Here is a 15261-nt window from a genome sequence, read left to right as displayed (position 1 = left end):
GGTCTTCTATGGCCTAGTCCGCCGTCTTGAGACGGCCGAACCCACGAAAACCCCAACGATTCCATGACCTCCGAACGCTATAACGCCCGCGACGCCGAACCGCGCTGGCAACGCCTCTGGGACGAGCAGGCGATCTTCGTCTCCAAGAACGACGATTCGCGGCCGAAATACTATGTGCTCGAGATGTTCCCCTACCCGTCCGGGCGCATCCATATCGGCCACGTTCGAAATTACACGCTGGGCGACGTGCTGGCCCGCTTCATGCGCGCCAAGGGGTTCAACGTGCTGCACCCGATGGGCTGGGACGCCTTCGGCCTGCCGGCCGAGAATGCCGCCATCGAGCGCAAGGTCGCGCCGAAAGCCTGGACCTACGACAACATCGCCGCGATGAAGAAGCAGCTCCGCTCGATCGGGCTGTCGCTGGACTGGTCTCGGGAGATCGCGACCTGCGATCCCTCCTATTACAAGCACCAGCAGAAGATGTTTCTGGACTTCCTGCGCGCAGGCCTCGCCGAGCGCGAGAAGCGCAAGGTGAACTGGGACCCCGTCGACATGACCGTGCTCGCCAACGAGCAGGTGATCGACGGCCGTGGCTGGCGTTCGGGCGCTGTCGTCGAGCAGCGCGAGATGAATCAGTGGGTCTTCAAGATCACGAAATACTCGCAGGAGCTCCTGGCGGCGCTGGATACGCTGGACCGCTGGCCGGACAAGGTGCGGCTGATGCAGCGCAACTGGATCGGCCGCTCGGAGGGCCTGTTGATCCGTTTCGCGCTGGACGCAGCGACGACCCCTGCAGGCGAGAGCGAGCTGAAGATCTTCACGACGCGCCCGGACACGCTGTTCGGCGCGAAGTTCATGGCAATCTCGGCCGATCATCCGCTGGCGCAAGCGGCAGCTGCCAAGAACCCCAAGCTTGCCGAGTTCATCGCCGAGATCAAGAAGATCGGCACCGCGCAGGAGATCATCGACACCGCGGAGAAGCAGGGCTTCGACACCGGCATCCGCGCGGTGCATCCGTTCGATCCCTCCTGGAAGCTGCCGGTCTATGTCGCCAATTTCGTGCTGATGGAATACGGCACCGGCGCGATCTTCGGCTGCCCGGCGCACGACCAGCGCGACCTCGACTTCGTCAACAAGTACAATCTCGGCAACACGCCGGTGGTGTGCCCGGAAGGACAGGATCCGAAGACGTTCGTCATCACCGACACCGCCTATGACGGTGACGGCCGCATGATCAATTCGCGCTTCCTCGACGGCATGACCATCGAGCAGGCCAAGGACGAGGTGGCGAAGCGCCTCGAGACCGAACTGCGCGGCAACTCGCCGGTCGGCGAGCGGCAGGGCAATTTCCGCCTGCGCGACTGGGGCATTTCGCGCCAGCGCTATTGGGGCTGTCCGATTCCCGTCATCCACTGCCCGAAATGCGACGTGGTGCCGGTGCCGGATGCCGACCTGCCGGTGAAGCTGCCTGACGATGCGACCTTCGACAGGCCGGGCAACGCACTCGACCATCACCCGACCTGGAAGCACGTCACCTGTCCCCAATGCGGCGGCAAGGCCCAGCGCGAAACCGACACCATGGACACCTTCGTGGATTCGTCCTGGTATTTTGCGCGCTTCACCGACCCCTGGAACGAGAACGCGCCGACCACGCCAGCCGTGGCCAACCGGATGCTTCCGGTCGACCAATATATCGGCGGCGTTGAGCACGCGATCCTGCATCTGCTCTACAGCCGCTTCTTCCCCCGCGCGATGAAGGCGACCGGGCACATCGCGCTGGACGAGCCGTTCGCCGGCATGTTCACGCAAGGCATGGTGGTGCACGAGACCTACCAGAAGGCCGACGGCACCTACGTGCAGCCGGCCGAGGTCAAGATCGAGGTTGGCGGCAATGGACGCCGCGCGACACTGCTTGCGACGGGCGAGGACATCCAGATCGGCCCGATCGAGAAGATGTCGAAGTCGAAGAAGAACACGGTCGACCCCGACGACATCATCGAGACCTACGGCGCCGACGTCGCGCGCTGGTTCATGCTGTCGGATTCCCCACCCGACCGCGACGTGATCTGGAGCGACGAGCGCGTCCAGGGCGCATCGCGCTTCGTGCAGCGGCTGTGGCGGCTGGTGAACGATTCCGTCGAGCTCGGCAAAGATGCGCCGGCGGCCCGGCCGGCCAGCTTCGGCCCCGACGCCACCGCCTTGCGCAAGGCCGCCCATGGCGCGCTGGACAAGGTCACCACCGGAATCGAGCGGCTGCACTTCAACGTCTGCCTCGCCCATATCCGCGAATTCGCCAACGCCTTCTCGGAGATCCTGCAGCGTCCCGGGCAGCCGTCCGCCGACCTTGCCTGGGCGATCCGCGAAGCCGGCCAGATCCTGGTCCAGCTGTTCTCCCCGATGATGCCGCACCTCGCCGAGGAATGCTGGCAGGTTCTGGGCCACAGCGGGCTGGTTTCCGAGGCCGATTGGCCCCAAATCGAACGCGATTTGCTGGTTGAAGACAGCGTGACCCTCGTGGTCCAGGTCAACGGCAAGAAGCGGGGTGAGGTCACGGTTGCAACAGCGGCCCAGAATCCGGAAATCGAGGCTGCCGTTTTGGCCCTCGATGCGGTAAAGCTGGCCCTGGATGGCAAGCCCGTCCGCAAGGTGATCATCGTCCCCAAGAGGATCGTAAATGTTGTCGGCTAGGATCCGCATCGCAGCCCGCTTGCTGGCGGTCGCCGGATTGGCGGCGTTGACGGCCGGCTGCTTCCAGCCGATGTATGCCGAGCGGGGCGACGGCCTCCCCGGCTTGCGCGAGAAGCTGATGGGGGTGGAGCTGCCCCCGATCAGCAAGCCCAATGCCTCCCGCGAAGCCCGCGTCGGCGTCGAAATCCGCAACGCGCTGGCCTTCAAGCTTTACGGATCGGCGACGGGCATGCCGCCGACCCACCGGCTGGACATCCGCTTCACCACCACCCGGTCCTCACTGATCGTCAGCGCCACGACGGGACTGCCGACCAACGAAAATTTCGGCATCGACGCCCAGTACAACCTGATCGACGTCGCGAGCGGCAAGTCGGTCATGACCGGCTCGACCTTCTCGCGCGTGTCCTACGACATGCCGGGCTCCTACCAGCGTTTCTCCCGTAACCGCGCCGTGCGCGATGCGGAGGATCGTGCCGCCAGCGAGATCGCCGAAAACATCACGACCCGGCTCGCCTCGTTCTTCACTGCGGGCACTTAAGTCGTTCCCGTCATTCCGGGGCACGCTCAGCGTGAGCCCGGAATCCAGAGATTGTTGATCCAGATTCTCAGGCGCGCAGTTGCGCGCCGTAGTTCGGCTCTTCGAGCCGCCCCGGAATGACGCCGTTGGGGCAACATGGTCGCGCTGCGCGGAAAAGAAATCGACGCCTTCCTCGCCCGCCCCGATGCGGGTCGCCCGATCATCCTGCTCTACGGTCCGGACGCCGGCCTCGTGCGCGAGCGCGCCGATGCGCTGATCGCATCCGCCGTCGATGATCCCAACGATCCGTTCTCGCTGGTCAAGCTCGACGGCGACGAGCTCTCCGGCGAGCCCTCGCGCCTCGTCGACGAGGCCATGACCGTGCCGCTGTTCGGCGGCCGCCGCGCCATTCGCGTTCGCGCCGGCTCGCGCAGCTTTGCCGCCGGCATCGACACGCTGGCCGAGATGAACGTCAGGGATTGCCGCATCGTGATCGAGGCCGGCGAGCTGCGCCCGGAATCGCCGCTGCGCAAGGCCTGCGAACGCGCCAAGACCGCGGTGGCAATCGGCTGCTATCCCGATACCGAGCGCGACCTCGCCAAGCTGATGGACGAGGAACTGCGTATCTCCAACCTGCGCATCGCGCAGGACGCCCGCGCGGCGCTGATGTCGTTCCTCGGCGGTGACCGCCAGGCCTCGCGCAACGAGCTGCGCAAGTTGACGCTCTACGCTCACGGCAAAGGCGAGGTGACGCTGGACGACGTGATGGCGGTAGTCGCGGACGCCTCCGAGCTGAAGCTCGACCCGATCGTTGACGGCGCCTTTGCCGGGCGGCCCGACATCGTCGAGATCGAATTCGCCAAGGCCATGACCGCCGGCACCTACCCCGGCGTGATCATCTCAGCCGCGCAGCGCCAGGCGGCGTGGCTGCACAAATCCGCGCTGGCAATCGCCGAGGGCACGCCGGCCTCCGCCGTGCTCGATGGCGGCTTTCCGCGCCTGCATTTCTCACGCAAGCCCGCAGTGGAAACGGCGCTGCGCAATTTCAGCGTGACGCGGCTCGCTGCCGTGATCGAGCAGCTCGCGACCGCCGCGCTTGAGACACGCAAGCAATCGACCCTGGCCGCCGCCATCGCCCAGCGCACGCTGATGGCGATCGCGGCGAATGCGAAGCGGCGGGGCTAATTGAAGCCTTCACGCTGTCCCCGTCACTACGAGCGAAGCGAAGCAATCCAGAGTCCCTTCGCGGAAAGATTCTGGATTGCTTCGCTACGCTCGCAATGACGATGTGGAGACAGATGCGCTTTACAATGACGGCGTCAGTTCCTCATCCTGAGGAGCGCGCTCTTGCGCGCGTCTCGAAGGATGCTGGCCCGCCTGTGGCCCTCGCCCTTCGAGACGCCGCTTGGCGGCTCCTCAGGGTGAGGGAGAAAGCGTGATTGTGTTGCGCGAGATTTTCAGGCGCGCCGGAAGGACAAGGACGGCCTACAGCACGCCCTTGGCCAGCCGCTTCATCACCTCGTCGAGCTGATCGAGGTTGCGGTAGTTGATCTGCACCGAGCCGCCGGGGTCGCGGTGATTGACGGTGACCTTCAGGCCGAGCGCATCGCTGACGCGCTTTTCGAGATCGATCGTGTCGGGGTCCTTTTCCTTGCCCCCGCTGGCACGCGCCTTTTGCGGCTTTCGCTCCCGCACGCCCTCCTCATGCGCCAGCGCCTCGGCCTGGCGGACGTTGAGGCCTTCCGCGACGATGCGCTTGGCGGCCGCGAGCGGATCCGGCACGCCGATCAGTGCGCGGGCGTGACCGGCGGTCAGCTCGCCGGTCGCGATGAAGGCCTGCACCTCGGCCGGCAGTTTCGTCAGCCGCATCATGTTGGCGACGTGGCTGCGGCTCTTGCCGACGACCCTTGCGATGTCGTCCTGGCTGCGTTTGAACTCGTTGGCAAGCGCGTGATAGCCCTGCGCCTCCTCCATCGGGTTGAGGTCTTCGCGCTGCACGTTCTCGACGATCGCGAACTCCAGCGCATCGCTGTCGCTGATGTCGACGGGGACGATCGGCACCTCGTGCAGGCCGGCCATTTGCGAGGCGCGCCAGCGCCGTTCGCCGGCGATGATCTCGAAGCGGTCCTGCGCGCCCTTCACCGGGCGCACCACGATCGGCTGGATCACGCCGTGCTGCTTGATGGACTCGCTAAGCTCCTTCAGCTCGGCGTCCGAAAAGGTGCGGCGCGGATTGCGCGGATTGGCCTTGATGAATTCGATCGGCACCTTGCGCTGTGCGCGCGGACGATCGACATGCTGGGCCTCGCCGCCGACGTCACCGATCAGACTTGCAAGACCCCGGCCCAGTCGCGAACGCGCTTCGTCGGCCATCGCCAGCTCCCTTGGATTCAACTCGAACGCTCCTGCTACTCTGTTTTCGTCCTTCCGGGGCGCGCGAAGCGCGAACCCGGGATCTCGACGTTGTTCAATTTCAAATCTCGGGATTCCGGATTCAATGCGTCGTGCGCAACTCGCGCTCGCGCTGGATCACTTCGGTAGCGAGCCGCAAATACGCTTCGCTGCCGACGCATTTGAGATCGTAGACCAGCACCGGCTTGCCGTAGGACGGCGCCTCCGAGATGCGCACGTTGCGCGGGATCATGGTCTTGTAGACCTTCTCGCCCATGAATTGCCGAACGTCGGCGACGACCTGGTTCGAGAGGTTGTTGCGCGAGTCGAACATGGTCAGCACGATGCCGTGGATCGACAGGTTCGGATTGAGCGTCGAGCGCACCTGCTCCACCGTCTGCAGCAATTGCGACAGACCTTCGAGCGCGAAGAACTCGCACTGCAACGGCACCAGGATCGCATCGGAGGCGGCCATCGCGTTCACCGTGAGCAGGTTGAGCGAGGGCGGGCAGTCGATCAGCACATAGGTGTAGTCGGCATCCGGCGAGACGTTGTTGTTGAGCGCGCCGATGGCGTCGCGCAGCTTGAAGGCGCGGCCGGGCGTGGTGCCGAGCTCGAGCTCGAGGCCGGAGAGGTCCATGGTCGAGGGCGCGATGTGCAGCCGCGGCACCGCGGTCGACACCACCGCCTCACGCAAGGCGGCTTCGCCGACCAGCACGTCATAGGTCGAGCAGGAGCGGTTGCGGCGGTCGATGCCGAGGCCGGTCGAGGCGTTGCCCTGGGGATCGAGATCGACGATCAGGACGCGCTCGCCGATGGCCGCGAGCGCCGTGCCGAGATTGATCGCTGTGGTTGTTTTTCCCACACCACCCTTCTGATTCGCCAGCGCGAGGATGCGCGGATGGCCATGCGGGACCTCAGCCTTCTCTTGGCCGGTCTGGTCTTGCTGCGGCTCGTCGATCACGGTCATCGAAATTTCCCCACTCAACCCCTGAACGCCTCAGCTGCGCCGCTCGGCGGCGTTGAACTCCACGATCCAGCCGTCACCCGTGCGGCTCTGGTGGAGCTGAGGCGCAATATTCCAATATTTAGCGGCTTCGGTCAATTCAGCCTCTACATCTTGACCCTTGAGAAACAACGCCTTTGCGCCCTGGCGCATCAGCGGCTCCGCAAAGCCGATAAGTTGGTGTAGCGGAGCCAGTGCACGCGCGGTGACGCAATCGACCGGGCCGGTGATTCTATCCACATTATCCCCGATCTCAGCGAGATGTACGACTCCCGGAGATGTGGTGACGCGGATCGCTTCGCGCAAAAAGGCGACCTTCTTGGCGATTCGTTCGACGAGGTGGACGCTCGCGCCCGGTGTCCCGGCCATGGCGCAGGCGAGCACGACCCCGGGAAAGCCGCCGCCGCTGCCGAGATCGGCCCAGCGTTTTGCGGTCGGCGCGAGATCGACCAGCTGGAGCGAGTCGGCGATATGGCGGGTCCAGAGGTGCGGCAGGGTCGAGGGCGCGACCAGATTGGTCTTGGCCTGCCACTCCCTGAGCAGCGCGATGTAGCGGTCGAGCCGCGCTTCCGTTTCATGTGAAACGGGTGCCAGCTTGAGCGCCGCGATCTTGTCGGCGGCAATGACGGCATCCAACGCCTGATCGTTGGCTTTGGCCTTGTCGGTCTTCGGCTTGGTCGGCGTCGGATCGGATCGGCGACCGGCGCCCTCACCCGCTCCAGGCCGTCGCGATCGCGGCCTGTCCCCGCCCGGTCCGCGTTGTTTCACGTGAAACGCCTATGCGATTGCCTTGGAAGTCTTTCGGGCCTCGCGGCGGAGATAGGCCGCGAGGATGCCGAGCGCCGCCGGCGTCATGCCATCGATGCGCCCGGCCTGGCCGACGGTGAACGGTCGCGCCTTCTCCAGCTTGGCTCGGACCTCGTTGGAGAGACCGGGGACCTGCTGGTAATCGACGTCCGCCAGCACCATCCCCTCGTCGCGCCGGAAGGCCTCGACGTCGGCGCTTTGGCGCTCGAGGTAGACATCATATTTGGCGTCGATCTCGAGATGGGTGGCGATGACGGGATCAATCTCAGCCAGCTCCGGCCAGATCGTCCGAACCTGGCTCCAGCCGATCTCCGGATAGGCCATCAGCTCGAAGGCGGACCGGCGCTGGCCGTCCCGGTTCAGGGACAGTCCGTGCTTGACCGCTTCGTTTGGGGTGATCGTGAGCGACTTCGACAGCGTCCGGGCGGTGTCCAGGGCATCCATCTTGACGCGATGATGCCGGCTCCGGGCACGTCCGACGCACCCCAGGGCAATGCCTTTCTCGGTCAGACGCTGGTCCGCATTGTCGGCCCGCAATGTCAGCCGGTACTCGGCGCGCGAGGTGAACATCCGATAGGGCTCGGTGATCCCGCGGGTGACGAGATCGTCGATCATCACACCGAGATAACCGTCGGCGCGATCGAACACGATCAGCGCCGCACCGCTGGCGCAAAGCGCTGCGTTCAGGCCGGCGACAATGCCCTGCCCGGCGGCCTCTTCATATCCGGTGGTGCCGTTGATCTGCCCGGCCAGGAAGAGACCATGAAGACGCTTGGTCTGGAGGGTCGGGTCGAGCTCACGGGGATCAATGTGGTCGTACTCGATGGCGTAGCCCGGGCGGACCATCTTGACCCGCTCCAGGCCGGGGATAGTCGCGAGGATCGCGAGCTGGACCTCTTCGGGAAGCGAAGTCGAGATGCCGTTGGGATAGACGGTCGTATCGTCGAGACCTTCCGGCTCCAGGAAGATCTGGTGGCCATCGCGATCGCCGAAGCGGACGATCTTGTCCTCAATCGATGGGCAATAGCGCGGCCCGGAGCTCTTGATCTGGCCGGAGTACATCGGAGAGCGATGAACATTGGTCCGGATCACCTCGTGGGTGGCGGCCGTGGTCCGGGTGATGCCGCACTGGATCTGCGGGGTCGTGATCCGCTCCGTCATCACCGAGAACGGCTCCGGCGGCTCGTCTCCGGGCTGCATCTCGACCGCGGACCAGTCGATCGTGGTGCCATCCAGACGTGGCGGAGTGCCGGTCTTCAGCCGTCCGAGGGTAAATCCGGCACGCTCGAAGGACCTGGAAAGACCCATCGCAGGCGCCTCACCAACGCGGCCGGCCGGCCAGTTCTTCTCTCCGAGATGGATGAGACCACGGAGGAAGGTGCCAGTAGTGACCACCACGGCCCCTGCCCGAAGCTCCCGGCCATCGGCCAGACGCAGACCGATGACCCGGCCCTCGTACACGATCAGCTCGTCAGCTTCGCCCTCGATGACGGAGAGACCCTCGGTCTCGCGGATCGCGGTCTGCATCGCCGCTGCATAGAGCTTTCGGTCGGCCTGAGCGCGCGGGCCACGGACGGCGGGACCCTTCCGGCGATTGAGCACGCGAAACTGGATGCCGCCGGCGTCGCCGACCCGGCCCATCAGGCCATCAAGCGCATCGACTTCGCGGACCAGATGGCCCTTGCCGAGGCCACCGATGGCGGGATTGCAGGACATCGCGCCGATGGTCGCAAAGCGATGCGTCACCAGAGCGGTTGTCGCGCCCATCCGGGCAGAAGCAGACGCGGCCTCACAGCCGGCGTGGCCGCCGCCAATCACGATGACGTCGAAACTCTCTCGCTCTGTTCGCATGGGCGGACTTCTAGCCCAGCGGCAGAAAAGCCGGAAGGGGAAAACTGGGCGTGGCAGGTGTTTCACGTGAAACGGAAGCGCGTGGCCGGCGGAGAAAATCGCGAAAACAACCCCATGCACAGTAGAAGAGGCGTTGAATGGACTGCTGTTTCACGTGAAACAAAATCACCATGGACAGGCAAGGAAGCCGCCTCTGCCCGCTGAGCGGGAGACGCGTGCCGCGGCATCACATACAAGACCCTATGTTTCACGTGAAACGTCAGGCAGAAGGCCCCAAGCCCGGAGCATCGAGACGCGGAGGTTGCCGTCTTCCGGTCACGGATTGCATTTTGTGCTAATCGGGCTGCAGAGGGCGTCTCAAGCCAAAGGAACGAGTTCCGCTGCCGCGCCCGTCACGTGAAATACAAGCAATGGAACAAGCACTAGTTCTAGAATGAAGAACTAGCGCTACTTTCCGATGCAGAATTTCTGGAAGATGGCCCCAAGAACGTCCTCGACGTCCACGCGGCCCAACAGACGACCGAGGGCATAGGCGGCGGCACGCAGCTCTTCGGCGGCGAGCTCCTCGCCGTCTTCTACAAGGTCCAAGCTGCGGCGCAAGCTGTCTGCGGCCCGGCTCAACAAGTTGCGCTGGCGCGCCCGGGTCACCACGGCCCCCTCGGTGGTTCCGAAAAACCCCGAAGCGAACTTCACCACCGCCTCGAGCAGCTCGGGGATGCCGTCGCCGCGACCCGCCGATATCTCGAACTCGCCACCCGGCCGGGCTCTTCCGACGCCATCGAGATCGATCTTGTTGCGCACGATCCAGACCGTCCCCTCCGACCGATCGCCGCCTTTGGACTTTCGAAGCGAGCGCATGGTGCCCGGATCGACGGCCTGCCTGGACTCGACCAACCACAACACCAAGTCAGCGTCCTCGGCCCGCGCCCGCGCGCGGCGCACGCCCTCCTGCTCAACGGGATCCTCGGTCTCACGGATGCCTGCGGTATCAATGATCGTGACGGGATAGCCGTCCAGATCGAGCTGCACCTCGATCACGTCGCGTGTCGTGCCGGCGTGCGGTGAGACGATCGCAACCTCGCGACGCGCGAGCTGATTGATCAGCGTCGATTTGCCGACATTCGGCTCGCCCGCGATCGCAACCACCAGGCCATCGCGCAGGCGTTCAGAATGTCCCTGTGCCGCAAGCACTTCTGTGATCTCATCATGCAGCGCCTTGATCGCCTTCACGGCCGGCGCCATCAATTCCGCGGGCACATCGCCTTCATCGGAAAAATCGATGCCGGCCTCGATCAGCGCCGAAGCCTCGATGATGCGCTCACGCCAGTCGCGCGCACGGTCGCCGAGCAAGCCCTGCAACTGCCGCAGCGCCTGGCGGCGCTGGCGGTCGGTGTCGGCGTGAATGAGATCGTCGAGGCCCTCGGCCTCGGTAAGGTCGAGCTTGCCGTTCTCGAACGAGCGCCGCGTGAACTCGCCGGGCTCGGCCGCTCGTGTATTCGGAATTATCGAAATCGCGGCAAAAAGCGCGGTCAGCACCGCGCGGCCGCCATGGACGTGAAATTCGGCGATGTCCTCGCCCGTTGCGCTGCCCGGTCCGGGAAACCAGAGCACGACTGCGTCGTCGATGGGCTGGCCTGCGCCGTCGCGGAGCAGCCGCCGGCTTGCCTGCCGCGGCAGAGGCAGCTTGCCCGCGAGGGTCGCCAGAACCGTACCGGCCTGCGAGCCGGAAACGCGCACCACCGCGATCGCGCTCGGCGCGCGGCCGGACGACAACGCAAAGATGGTCTGATCGCTCGGATGCATGGCCTATTTGTCCGGCTCCCAGCGAAAACGCAAATGGCGGTTTTGGCCCCGCCAGCGGTGCAAATTGCTGCAGCAAATCTTGCAGCAAAGCCTATATTGCAGTGCAATATAGTGGACGTGCTTTGCTGCGGAACCGCCTCATCCCGAGCAGGCAGCTGCAGCAAATATCAAGTATTATATCAAGATATCAACTGATTACACGGAAGCCAGGGCTCCGTGGCAAATCACCAATCATGTTGCACCCTCCGCGCAGCAAAGTCGCAACAAAAGGGCGCCAGAAGGCGCCCCTCTGGTTCTTTGCTGCAACGCACTCAGGTGTTCATGGAGTCAAAGAACTCCGAATTGCTCTTGGTCGAGCGCAGCTTGTCGAGCAGGAAGTCGATCGCGTCCATGGTGCCCATCGGGTTGAGGATGCGGCGCAGAACGTACATCTTCTTGAGCACCTGCGGATCGGTGATGAGCTCCTCCTTGCGGGTGCCGGAGCGCGAGATGTCGATCGCCGGGAAGGTGCGCTTGTCCGAGACCTTGCGGTCCAGGATCAGTTCCGAGTTACCGGTACCCTTGAACTCTTCGAAGATGACTTCGTCCATGCGGCTGCCGGTATCGACCAGCGCCGTGGCGATGATGGTCAGCGAGCCGCCCTCCTCGATATTGCGGGCGGCACCGAAGAAGCGCTTCGGGCGCTGCAGCGCATTGGCGTCGACGCCGCCGGTCAGCACCTTGCCGGATGACGGCACCACGGTGTTGTAGGCGCGGCCGAGGCGCGTGATCGAATCCAAGAGGATGACGACGTCGCGACCATGCTCGACAAGCCGCTTGGCCTTCTCGATTACCATCTCGGCGACCTGGACGTGACGCACCGCAGGTTCGTCGAAGGTCGAGGACACCACCTCGCCCTTCACCGAGCGTTGCATGTCCGTAACTTCTTCCGGGCGCTCGTCGATCAAGAGCACGATCAGATAGCACTCGGGATGGTTATGCGTGATCGAGTGCGCGATGTTCTGCATCAGCACGGTCTTGCCCGTACGCGGCGGCGCCACGATCAATGCGCGCTGGCCCTTGCCGATCGGCGCGACGATGTCGATCACGCGCGCGGACAGGTCCTTTCGCGTCGGATCGTCGATTTCCATGCGGAAACGCTGATTCGGAAACAGCGGCGTGAGGTTGTCGAAATTAACCTTGTGCTTGGCCTTTTCCGGGTCCTCGAAATTGAGCGTGTTGACCTTCAGCAGCGCGAAATAGCGCTCGCCCTCTTTCGGGCTGCGGATATGGCCTTCGATGGTGTCGCCGGTGCGCAGGCCGAAACGGCGAATTTGCGATGGCGAAACGTAGATGTCGTCGGGGCCCGGCAGGTAATTCGCATCGGGCGAGCGGAGAAAGCCGAAGCCGTCGGAGAGAACCTCGACGACGCCCTCACCGACGATGTCGGTCTCGGCGAGCGCAAGCTGCTTGAGGATGGCGAACAGCAGCTCCTGCTTGCGCATCGTGCTGGCGTTCTCGACCCCGTGCTCTTCCGCGAACGAGACGAGCTCGGCCGGCGTTTTCGACTTGAGGTCCTGAAGTTTGATTTCCCGCATTGGGGTGGTCCTGTGGGGTAACGCTTGGAGGGGGTGCGAGGAGGCTCTGAAATGCGGACGTGAGAAGATAAGGTCCGCAGGTCTGGCAAGGTTAAGTGCCGGTGAGGCTTCAAACCTGATGCGGTGTCCGGCCTCTGGAAAGCTCAGACACAACCACATCCGCCTGCGTTGGGTGGGATGTCGACAATATAGAAAATCGCTCTCCGCTCCGCAAGAAGAAGCGCTGAGCGATTTGCCGGGCGCCTTGCCTAGAACGGCTTCACGATCACCATGATGACGATGACAATCATCAGGACGGTCGGCACCTCATTGATAATCCGATAGAATTTCTGGCTCCGTGGGCGGCGGTCGGCGGCGAAATCTTTCAGCCAGCGGGAAAAAAAGCCGTGGACCGCCGACATCGCCAGGACCAATGCCAGTTTTACGTGCAGCCAGCCGAATGAGAACCAATGGCCGGACCATGCGAGATAGAGCCCGGCCAGCCAGGTGACGATCATGGCAGGGTTGATGATGGCCTTGAGGAGCCGGCGCTCCATCACCTTGAACGTTTCCGACTGCTTCGAACCGATCTCGGCCTCGGAATGATAGACGAACAGCCGCGGCAGATAGAGCATGCCCGCCATCCAGGAGATGACGGCGACGACATGCAGCGCCTTGATCCACAGATAGACGTCTTCGAACATATTTGCGGTCCGGATTTCTATCCAGCGCAGGGAACGCTGGGGATAGTAAGAACCCGTTAAGGTCCTACCCTGCACACATATCCGTCCGGAGTGCCTTCCTCAAATCTAGAATCTTAGATTCTTAAGGTTTGAGTCTATGTGACCGTGGATTGGACTCACGCAATTCCATCCGCGCGTTCACGCGCGCTTGTTCACACCGATCAACATATCCCTGATCGCTCTGGCGCTTTGCGATAAGTCGGCCAGCTTCAAAGGCTTGCGCCTTTCTATCGGCAGCTTATCAAAGGGGTTGTCCGCGTAATCCAGTTCCCGGCCCGCTGGGGCGACGAACTTGTTCTGACGGGCAGCGGTGTGAAGAAAATTGGCACTTGTCCCGCCCCTGGTGTCGCACATCCCTTTCCGAGGGGTTAAGCTCCACAGAAATCCACAAACCACCCCAGCTCAATTCAAAGAGTTTTTGTGCCGACCTCGAACAATTATTTCCATCTGCACCTGGTCTCCGACTCCACCGGCGAGACGCTGATCACCGTGGCGCGCGCGGTCGCAGCCCAGTACGCCAATGTGACGCCGGTCGAGCATGTCTATCCGCTGGTGCGCAGCCAGAAGCAGCTCGATCGCGTGCTCGACGAGATCGAGGAGGCGCCGGGGATCGTGCTGTTCACGCTGCTGGAGAAGGATCTGGTCTCCAGGCTCGAGGACAAGTGCAAGGAGATCAATGTTCCGAGCCTGTCGATCATCGGCCCGGTGATGCAGCTGTTCGAAGCCTATCTCGGGGCTGCGACCACGGGCCGCGTCGGCGCTCAGCACGTCCTCAACGCGGAATATTTCAAGCGCATCGACGCGCTGAACTACACGATGATCCATGACGACGGCCAGCATGTCGAAGGTCTCGACGAGGCCGATGTCGTGCTGGTCGGCGTGTCCCGCACCTCGAAGACGCCGACGTCGATCTATCTCGCCAATCGCGGCATCCGTACCGCCAACGTCCCGCTGGTTCCCGGCATCGCGGTGCCCTCGCAATTGGAGACGCTGACGCGGCCACTGGTCGTCAGCCTGCACGCGACGCCGGAACGCCTGATCCAGATCCGGCAGAATCGCCTGCTCTCCATGGGAGCCGAATCCGGTAGCGGCAGCGACAGCTATACCGACAAGCAGTCCGTCACCGAGGAGGTCGCGTTCGCGCGCAAGCTGAGTGCCAAGCATGATTGGCCGCTGCTGGACGTCACGCGTCGCTCCATCGAGGAGACCGCGGCGGCGATCATGAAGCTGTACAGCGATCGTCAGCGCAACCGGCCTTCCGAATAGTTTTCACGATGGGTCTGTGGCTCGGCAAATCTCCGTTGATTCTGGCCTCGCAGAGCAGCGCGCGAAAGATGCTGCTGGCCAATGCCGGGCTGGAGTTCAAGGCGATCACAGCCGATATCGACGAACGCGGTATTCAAGCCACCTCGAAACTTTCCAACCCGCGCGAGATCGCTTCGCTGCTGGCGCGCGAAAAGGCCAAGGCGGTCTCGGTCAATCATCCCGCAAGCTACGTGATCGGCGCCGATCAGACCCTGGCGCTTGGCGACCGGCTCTTCAACAAGCCCGCAGGCCGTCCGCAGGCCTTGGCGCAATTGCGCGACCTCGCCGGCAACAGCCACGAGCTGAATTCGGCAGTGGCGGTTGCGCATGACGGCAAGATCATTTTCGACGACGTCTCGATCGCCCGCATGACCATGCGAGAGATGACCGAGGGCGAGCTTTCAGCCTATCTGGATGTTGTCGGCGACGCCGTCACGACCAGCGTCGGCGCCTATCAGCTCGAGGGGTTGGGCATCCATCTGTTCGAGCGGATCGAGGGCGATCATTTCACTGTTCTCGGCCTGCCGCTGCTGCCGCTGCTTGCGTTCCTGCGCCGTGAACGGCTAGTTGCGGTGTAGATGAGAAATGGCTGCG

The 15261-nt window shown here is 63.6% G+C and carries 13 protein-coding genes; 5 read left to right on the top strand and 8 right to left on the bottom strand.

What is annotated here, in order from left to right; translation table 11 throughout:
* Positions 1–63: 63 nt before the first annotated feature.
* The 3 genes from leuS (at position 64) to holA (ending at position 4390) form a co-directional block, all read left to right on the top strand.
* The gene (gene leuS / locus X268_RS32890; protein ID WP_128928800.1) at positions 64–2688 is read left to right on the top strand and encodes a leucine--tRNA ligase; all 2625 of its coding nucleotides are present in this window, start codon (positions 64–66) and stop codon (positions 2686–2688) included.
* On the top strand, positions 2675–3226 hold the full coding sequence (gene lptE, locus X268_RS32885) for an LPS assembly lipoprotein LptE (protein WP_128928799.1): 552 nt from the start codon (positions 2675–2677) through the stop codon (positions 3224–3226). The genes leuS and lptE overlap by 14 nt, the downstream gene beginning before the upstream one ends.
* A 135-nt stretch (positions 3227–3361) precedes the next feature.
* A complete protein-coding gene (gene holA, locus X268_RS32880; RefSeq protein ID WP_128928798.1) occupies positions 3362–4390 on the top strand; it encodes a DNA polymerase III subunit delta in 1029 nt (342 codons plus the stop codon).
* 300 nt (positions 4391–4690) lie between these two features.
* Here holA and X268_RS32875 read toward each other — a convergent pair whose 3' ends face one another.
* The 8 genes from X268_RS32875 to X268_RS32840 all read right to left on the bottom strand — a co-directional run bounded on the left by X268_RS32875 (position 4691) and on the right by X268_RS32840 (position 13716).
* Positions 4691–5578 (bottom strand): ParB/RepB/Spo0J family partition protein, encoded by an 888-nt coding sequence (locus X268_RS32875; protein WP_164938054.1) that lies wholly within the window; start codon positions 5576–5578, stop codon positions 4691–4693.
* Positions 5579–5699: 121 nt separating this feature from the next.
* Positions 5700–6566, bottom strand: a complete 867-nt coding sequence (locus X268_RS32870) for a ParA family protein (protein WP_128928796.1) — start codon at positions 6564–6566, stop codon at positions 5700–5702.
* A 30-nt stretch (positions 6567–6596) separates the two neighbouring features.
* Entirely contained in the window at positions 6597–7370 is a 774-nt protein-coding gene (gene rsmG / locus X268_RS32865; protein ID WP_128928795.1) for a 16S rRNA (guanine(527)-N(7))-methyltransferase RsmG, read from the bottom strand.
* Positions 7371–7379: 9 nt separating this feature from the next.
* The gene (mnmG, locus tag X268_RS32860; RefSeq protein WP_128928794.1) at positions 7380–9260 is read right to left on the bottom strand and encodes a tRNA uridine-5-carboxymethylaminomethyl(34) synthesis enzyme MnmG; all 1881 of its coding nucleotides are present in this window, start codon (positions 9258–9260) and stop codon (positions 7380–7382) included.
* Positions 9261–9707: 447 nt separating this feature from the next.
* A complete protein-coding gene (gene mnmE, locus X268_RS32855; RefSeq protein ID WP_128928793.1) occupies positions 9708–11063 on the bottom strand; it encodes a tRNA uridine-5-carboxymethylaminomethyl(34) synthesis GTPase MnmE in 1356 nt (451 codons plus the stop codon).
* A 311-nt stretch (positions 11064–11374) separates the two neighbouring features.
* Positions 11375–12640 carry a transcription termination factor Rho gene (rho, locus tag X268_RS32850; protein WP_028133442.1) on the bottom strand — a complete coding sequence of 422 codons (1266 nt, stop codon included), beginning with the start codon at positions 12638–12640 and terminating at the stop codon, positions 11375–11377.
* Positions 12641–12888: 248 nt separating this feature from the next.
* Positions 12889–13323, bottom strand: a complete 435-nt coding sequence (hemJ, locus tag X268_RS32845; protein ID WP_128928792.1) for a protoporphyrinogen oxidase HemJ — start codon at positions 13321–13323, stop codon at positions 12889–12891.
* Positions 13324–13500: 177 nt separating this feature from the next.
* Complete coding sequence (locus X268_RS32840; protein WP_128928791.1) at positions 13501–13716, bottom strand: hypothetical protein; 216 nt, start codon at positions 13714–13716, stop codon at positions 13501–13503.
* Positions 13717–13782: 66 nt separating this feature from the next.
* On the opposite strand from X268_RS32840, the gene X268_RS32835 reads away from it, so the two are divergent.
* Both X268_RS32835 and X268_RS32830 read left to right on the top strand, forming a co-directional pair.
* On the top strand, positions 13783–14628 hold the full coding sequence (locus tag X268_RS32835; RefSeq protein ID WP_128928790.1) for a pyruvate, water dikinase regulatory protein: 846 nt from the start codon (positions 13783–13785) through the stop codon (positions 14626–14628).
* A gap of 8 nt (positions 14629–14636) precedes the next feature.
* The gene (locus tag X268_RS32830) at positions 14637–15245 is read left to right on the top strand and encodes a Maf family nucleotide pyrophosphatase (RefSeq protein ID WP_128928789.1); all 609 of its coding nucleotides are present in this window, start codon (positions 14637–14639) and stop codon (positions 15243–15245) included.
* The last annotated feature ends 16 nt before the right edge of the window (positions 15246–15261 follow it).

This window comes from Bradyrhizobium guangxiense (assembly GCF_004114915.1).
GTDB lineage: Bacteria > Pseudomonadota > Alphaproteobacteria > Rhizobiales > Xanthobacteraceae > Bradyrhizobium > Bradyrhizobium guangxiense.
Note: the sequence above shows the minus strand (reverse complement) of the source record. Positions and strands in the feature narration are given on the sequence as shown.

Bases quoted from the DNA above. Each gene is read 5' to 3' on its own strand.
- leuS (WP_128928800.1), top strand. From the start codon at position 64: ATGACCTCCGAACGCTATAACGCCCGCGACGCCGAACCGCGCTGGCAA.
- lptE (WP_128928799.1), top strand. From the start codon at position 2,675: ATGTTGTCGGCTAGGATCCGCATCGCAGCCCGCTTGCTGGCGGTCGCC.
- holA (WP_128928798.1), top strand. From the start codon at position 3,362: ATGGTCGCGCTGCGCGGAAAAGAAATCGACGCCTTCCTCGCCCGCCCC.
- X268_RS32875 (WP_164938054.1), bottom strand. From the start codon at position 5,578: ATGGCCGACGAAGCGCGTTCGCGACTGGGCCGGGGTCTTGCAAGTCTG.
- X268_RS32870 (WP_128928796.1), bottom strand. From the start codon at position 6,566: ATGACCGTGATCGACGAGCCGCAGCAAGACCAGACCGGCCAAGAGAAG.
- mnmG (WP_128928794.1), bottom strand. From the start codon at position 9,260: ATGCGAACAGAGCGAGAGAGTTTCGACGTCATCGTGATTGGCGGCGGC.
- mnmE (WP_128928793.1), bottom strand. From the start codon at position 11,063: ATGCATCCGAGCGATCAGACCATCTTTGCGTTGTCGTCCGGCCGCGCG.
- rho (WP_028133442.1), bottom strand. From the start codon at position 12,640: ATGCGGGAAATCAAACTTCAGGACCTCAAGTCGAAAACGCCGGCCGAG.
- hemJ (WP_128928792.1), bottom strand. From the start codon at position 13,323: ATGTTCGAAGACGTCTATCTGTGGATCAAGGCGCTGCATGTCGTCGCC.
- X268_RS32840 (WP_128928791.1), bottom strand. From the start codon at position 13,716: ATGTGCGACACCAGGGGCGGGACAAGTGCCAATTTTCTTCACACCGCT.
- X268_RS32830 (WP_128928789.1), top strand. From the start codon at position 14,637: ATGGGTCTGTGGCTCGGCAAATCTCCGTTGATTCTGGCCTCGCAGAGC.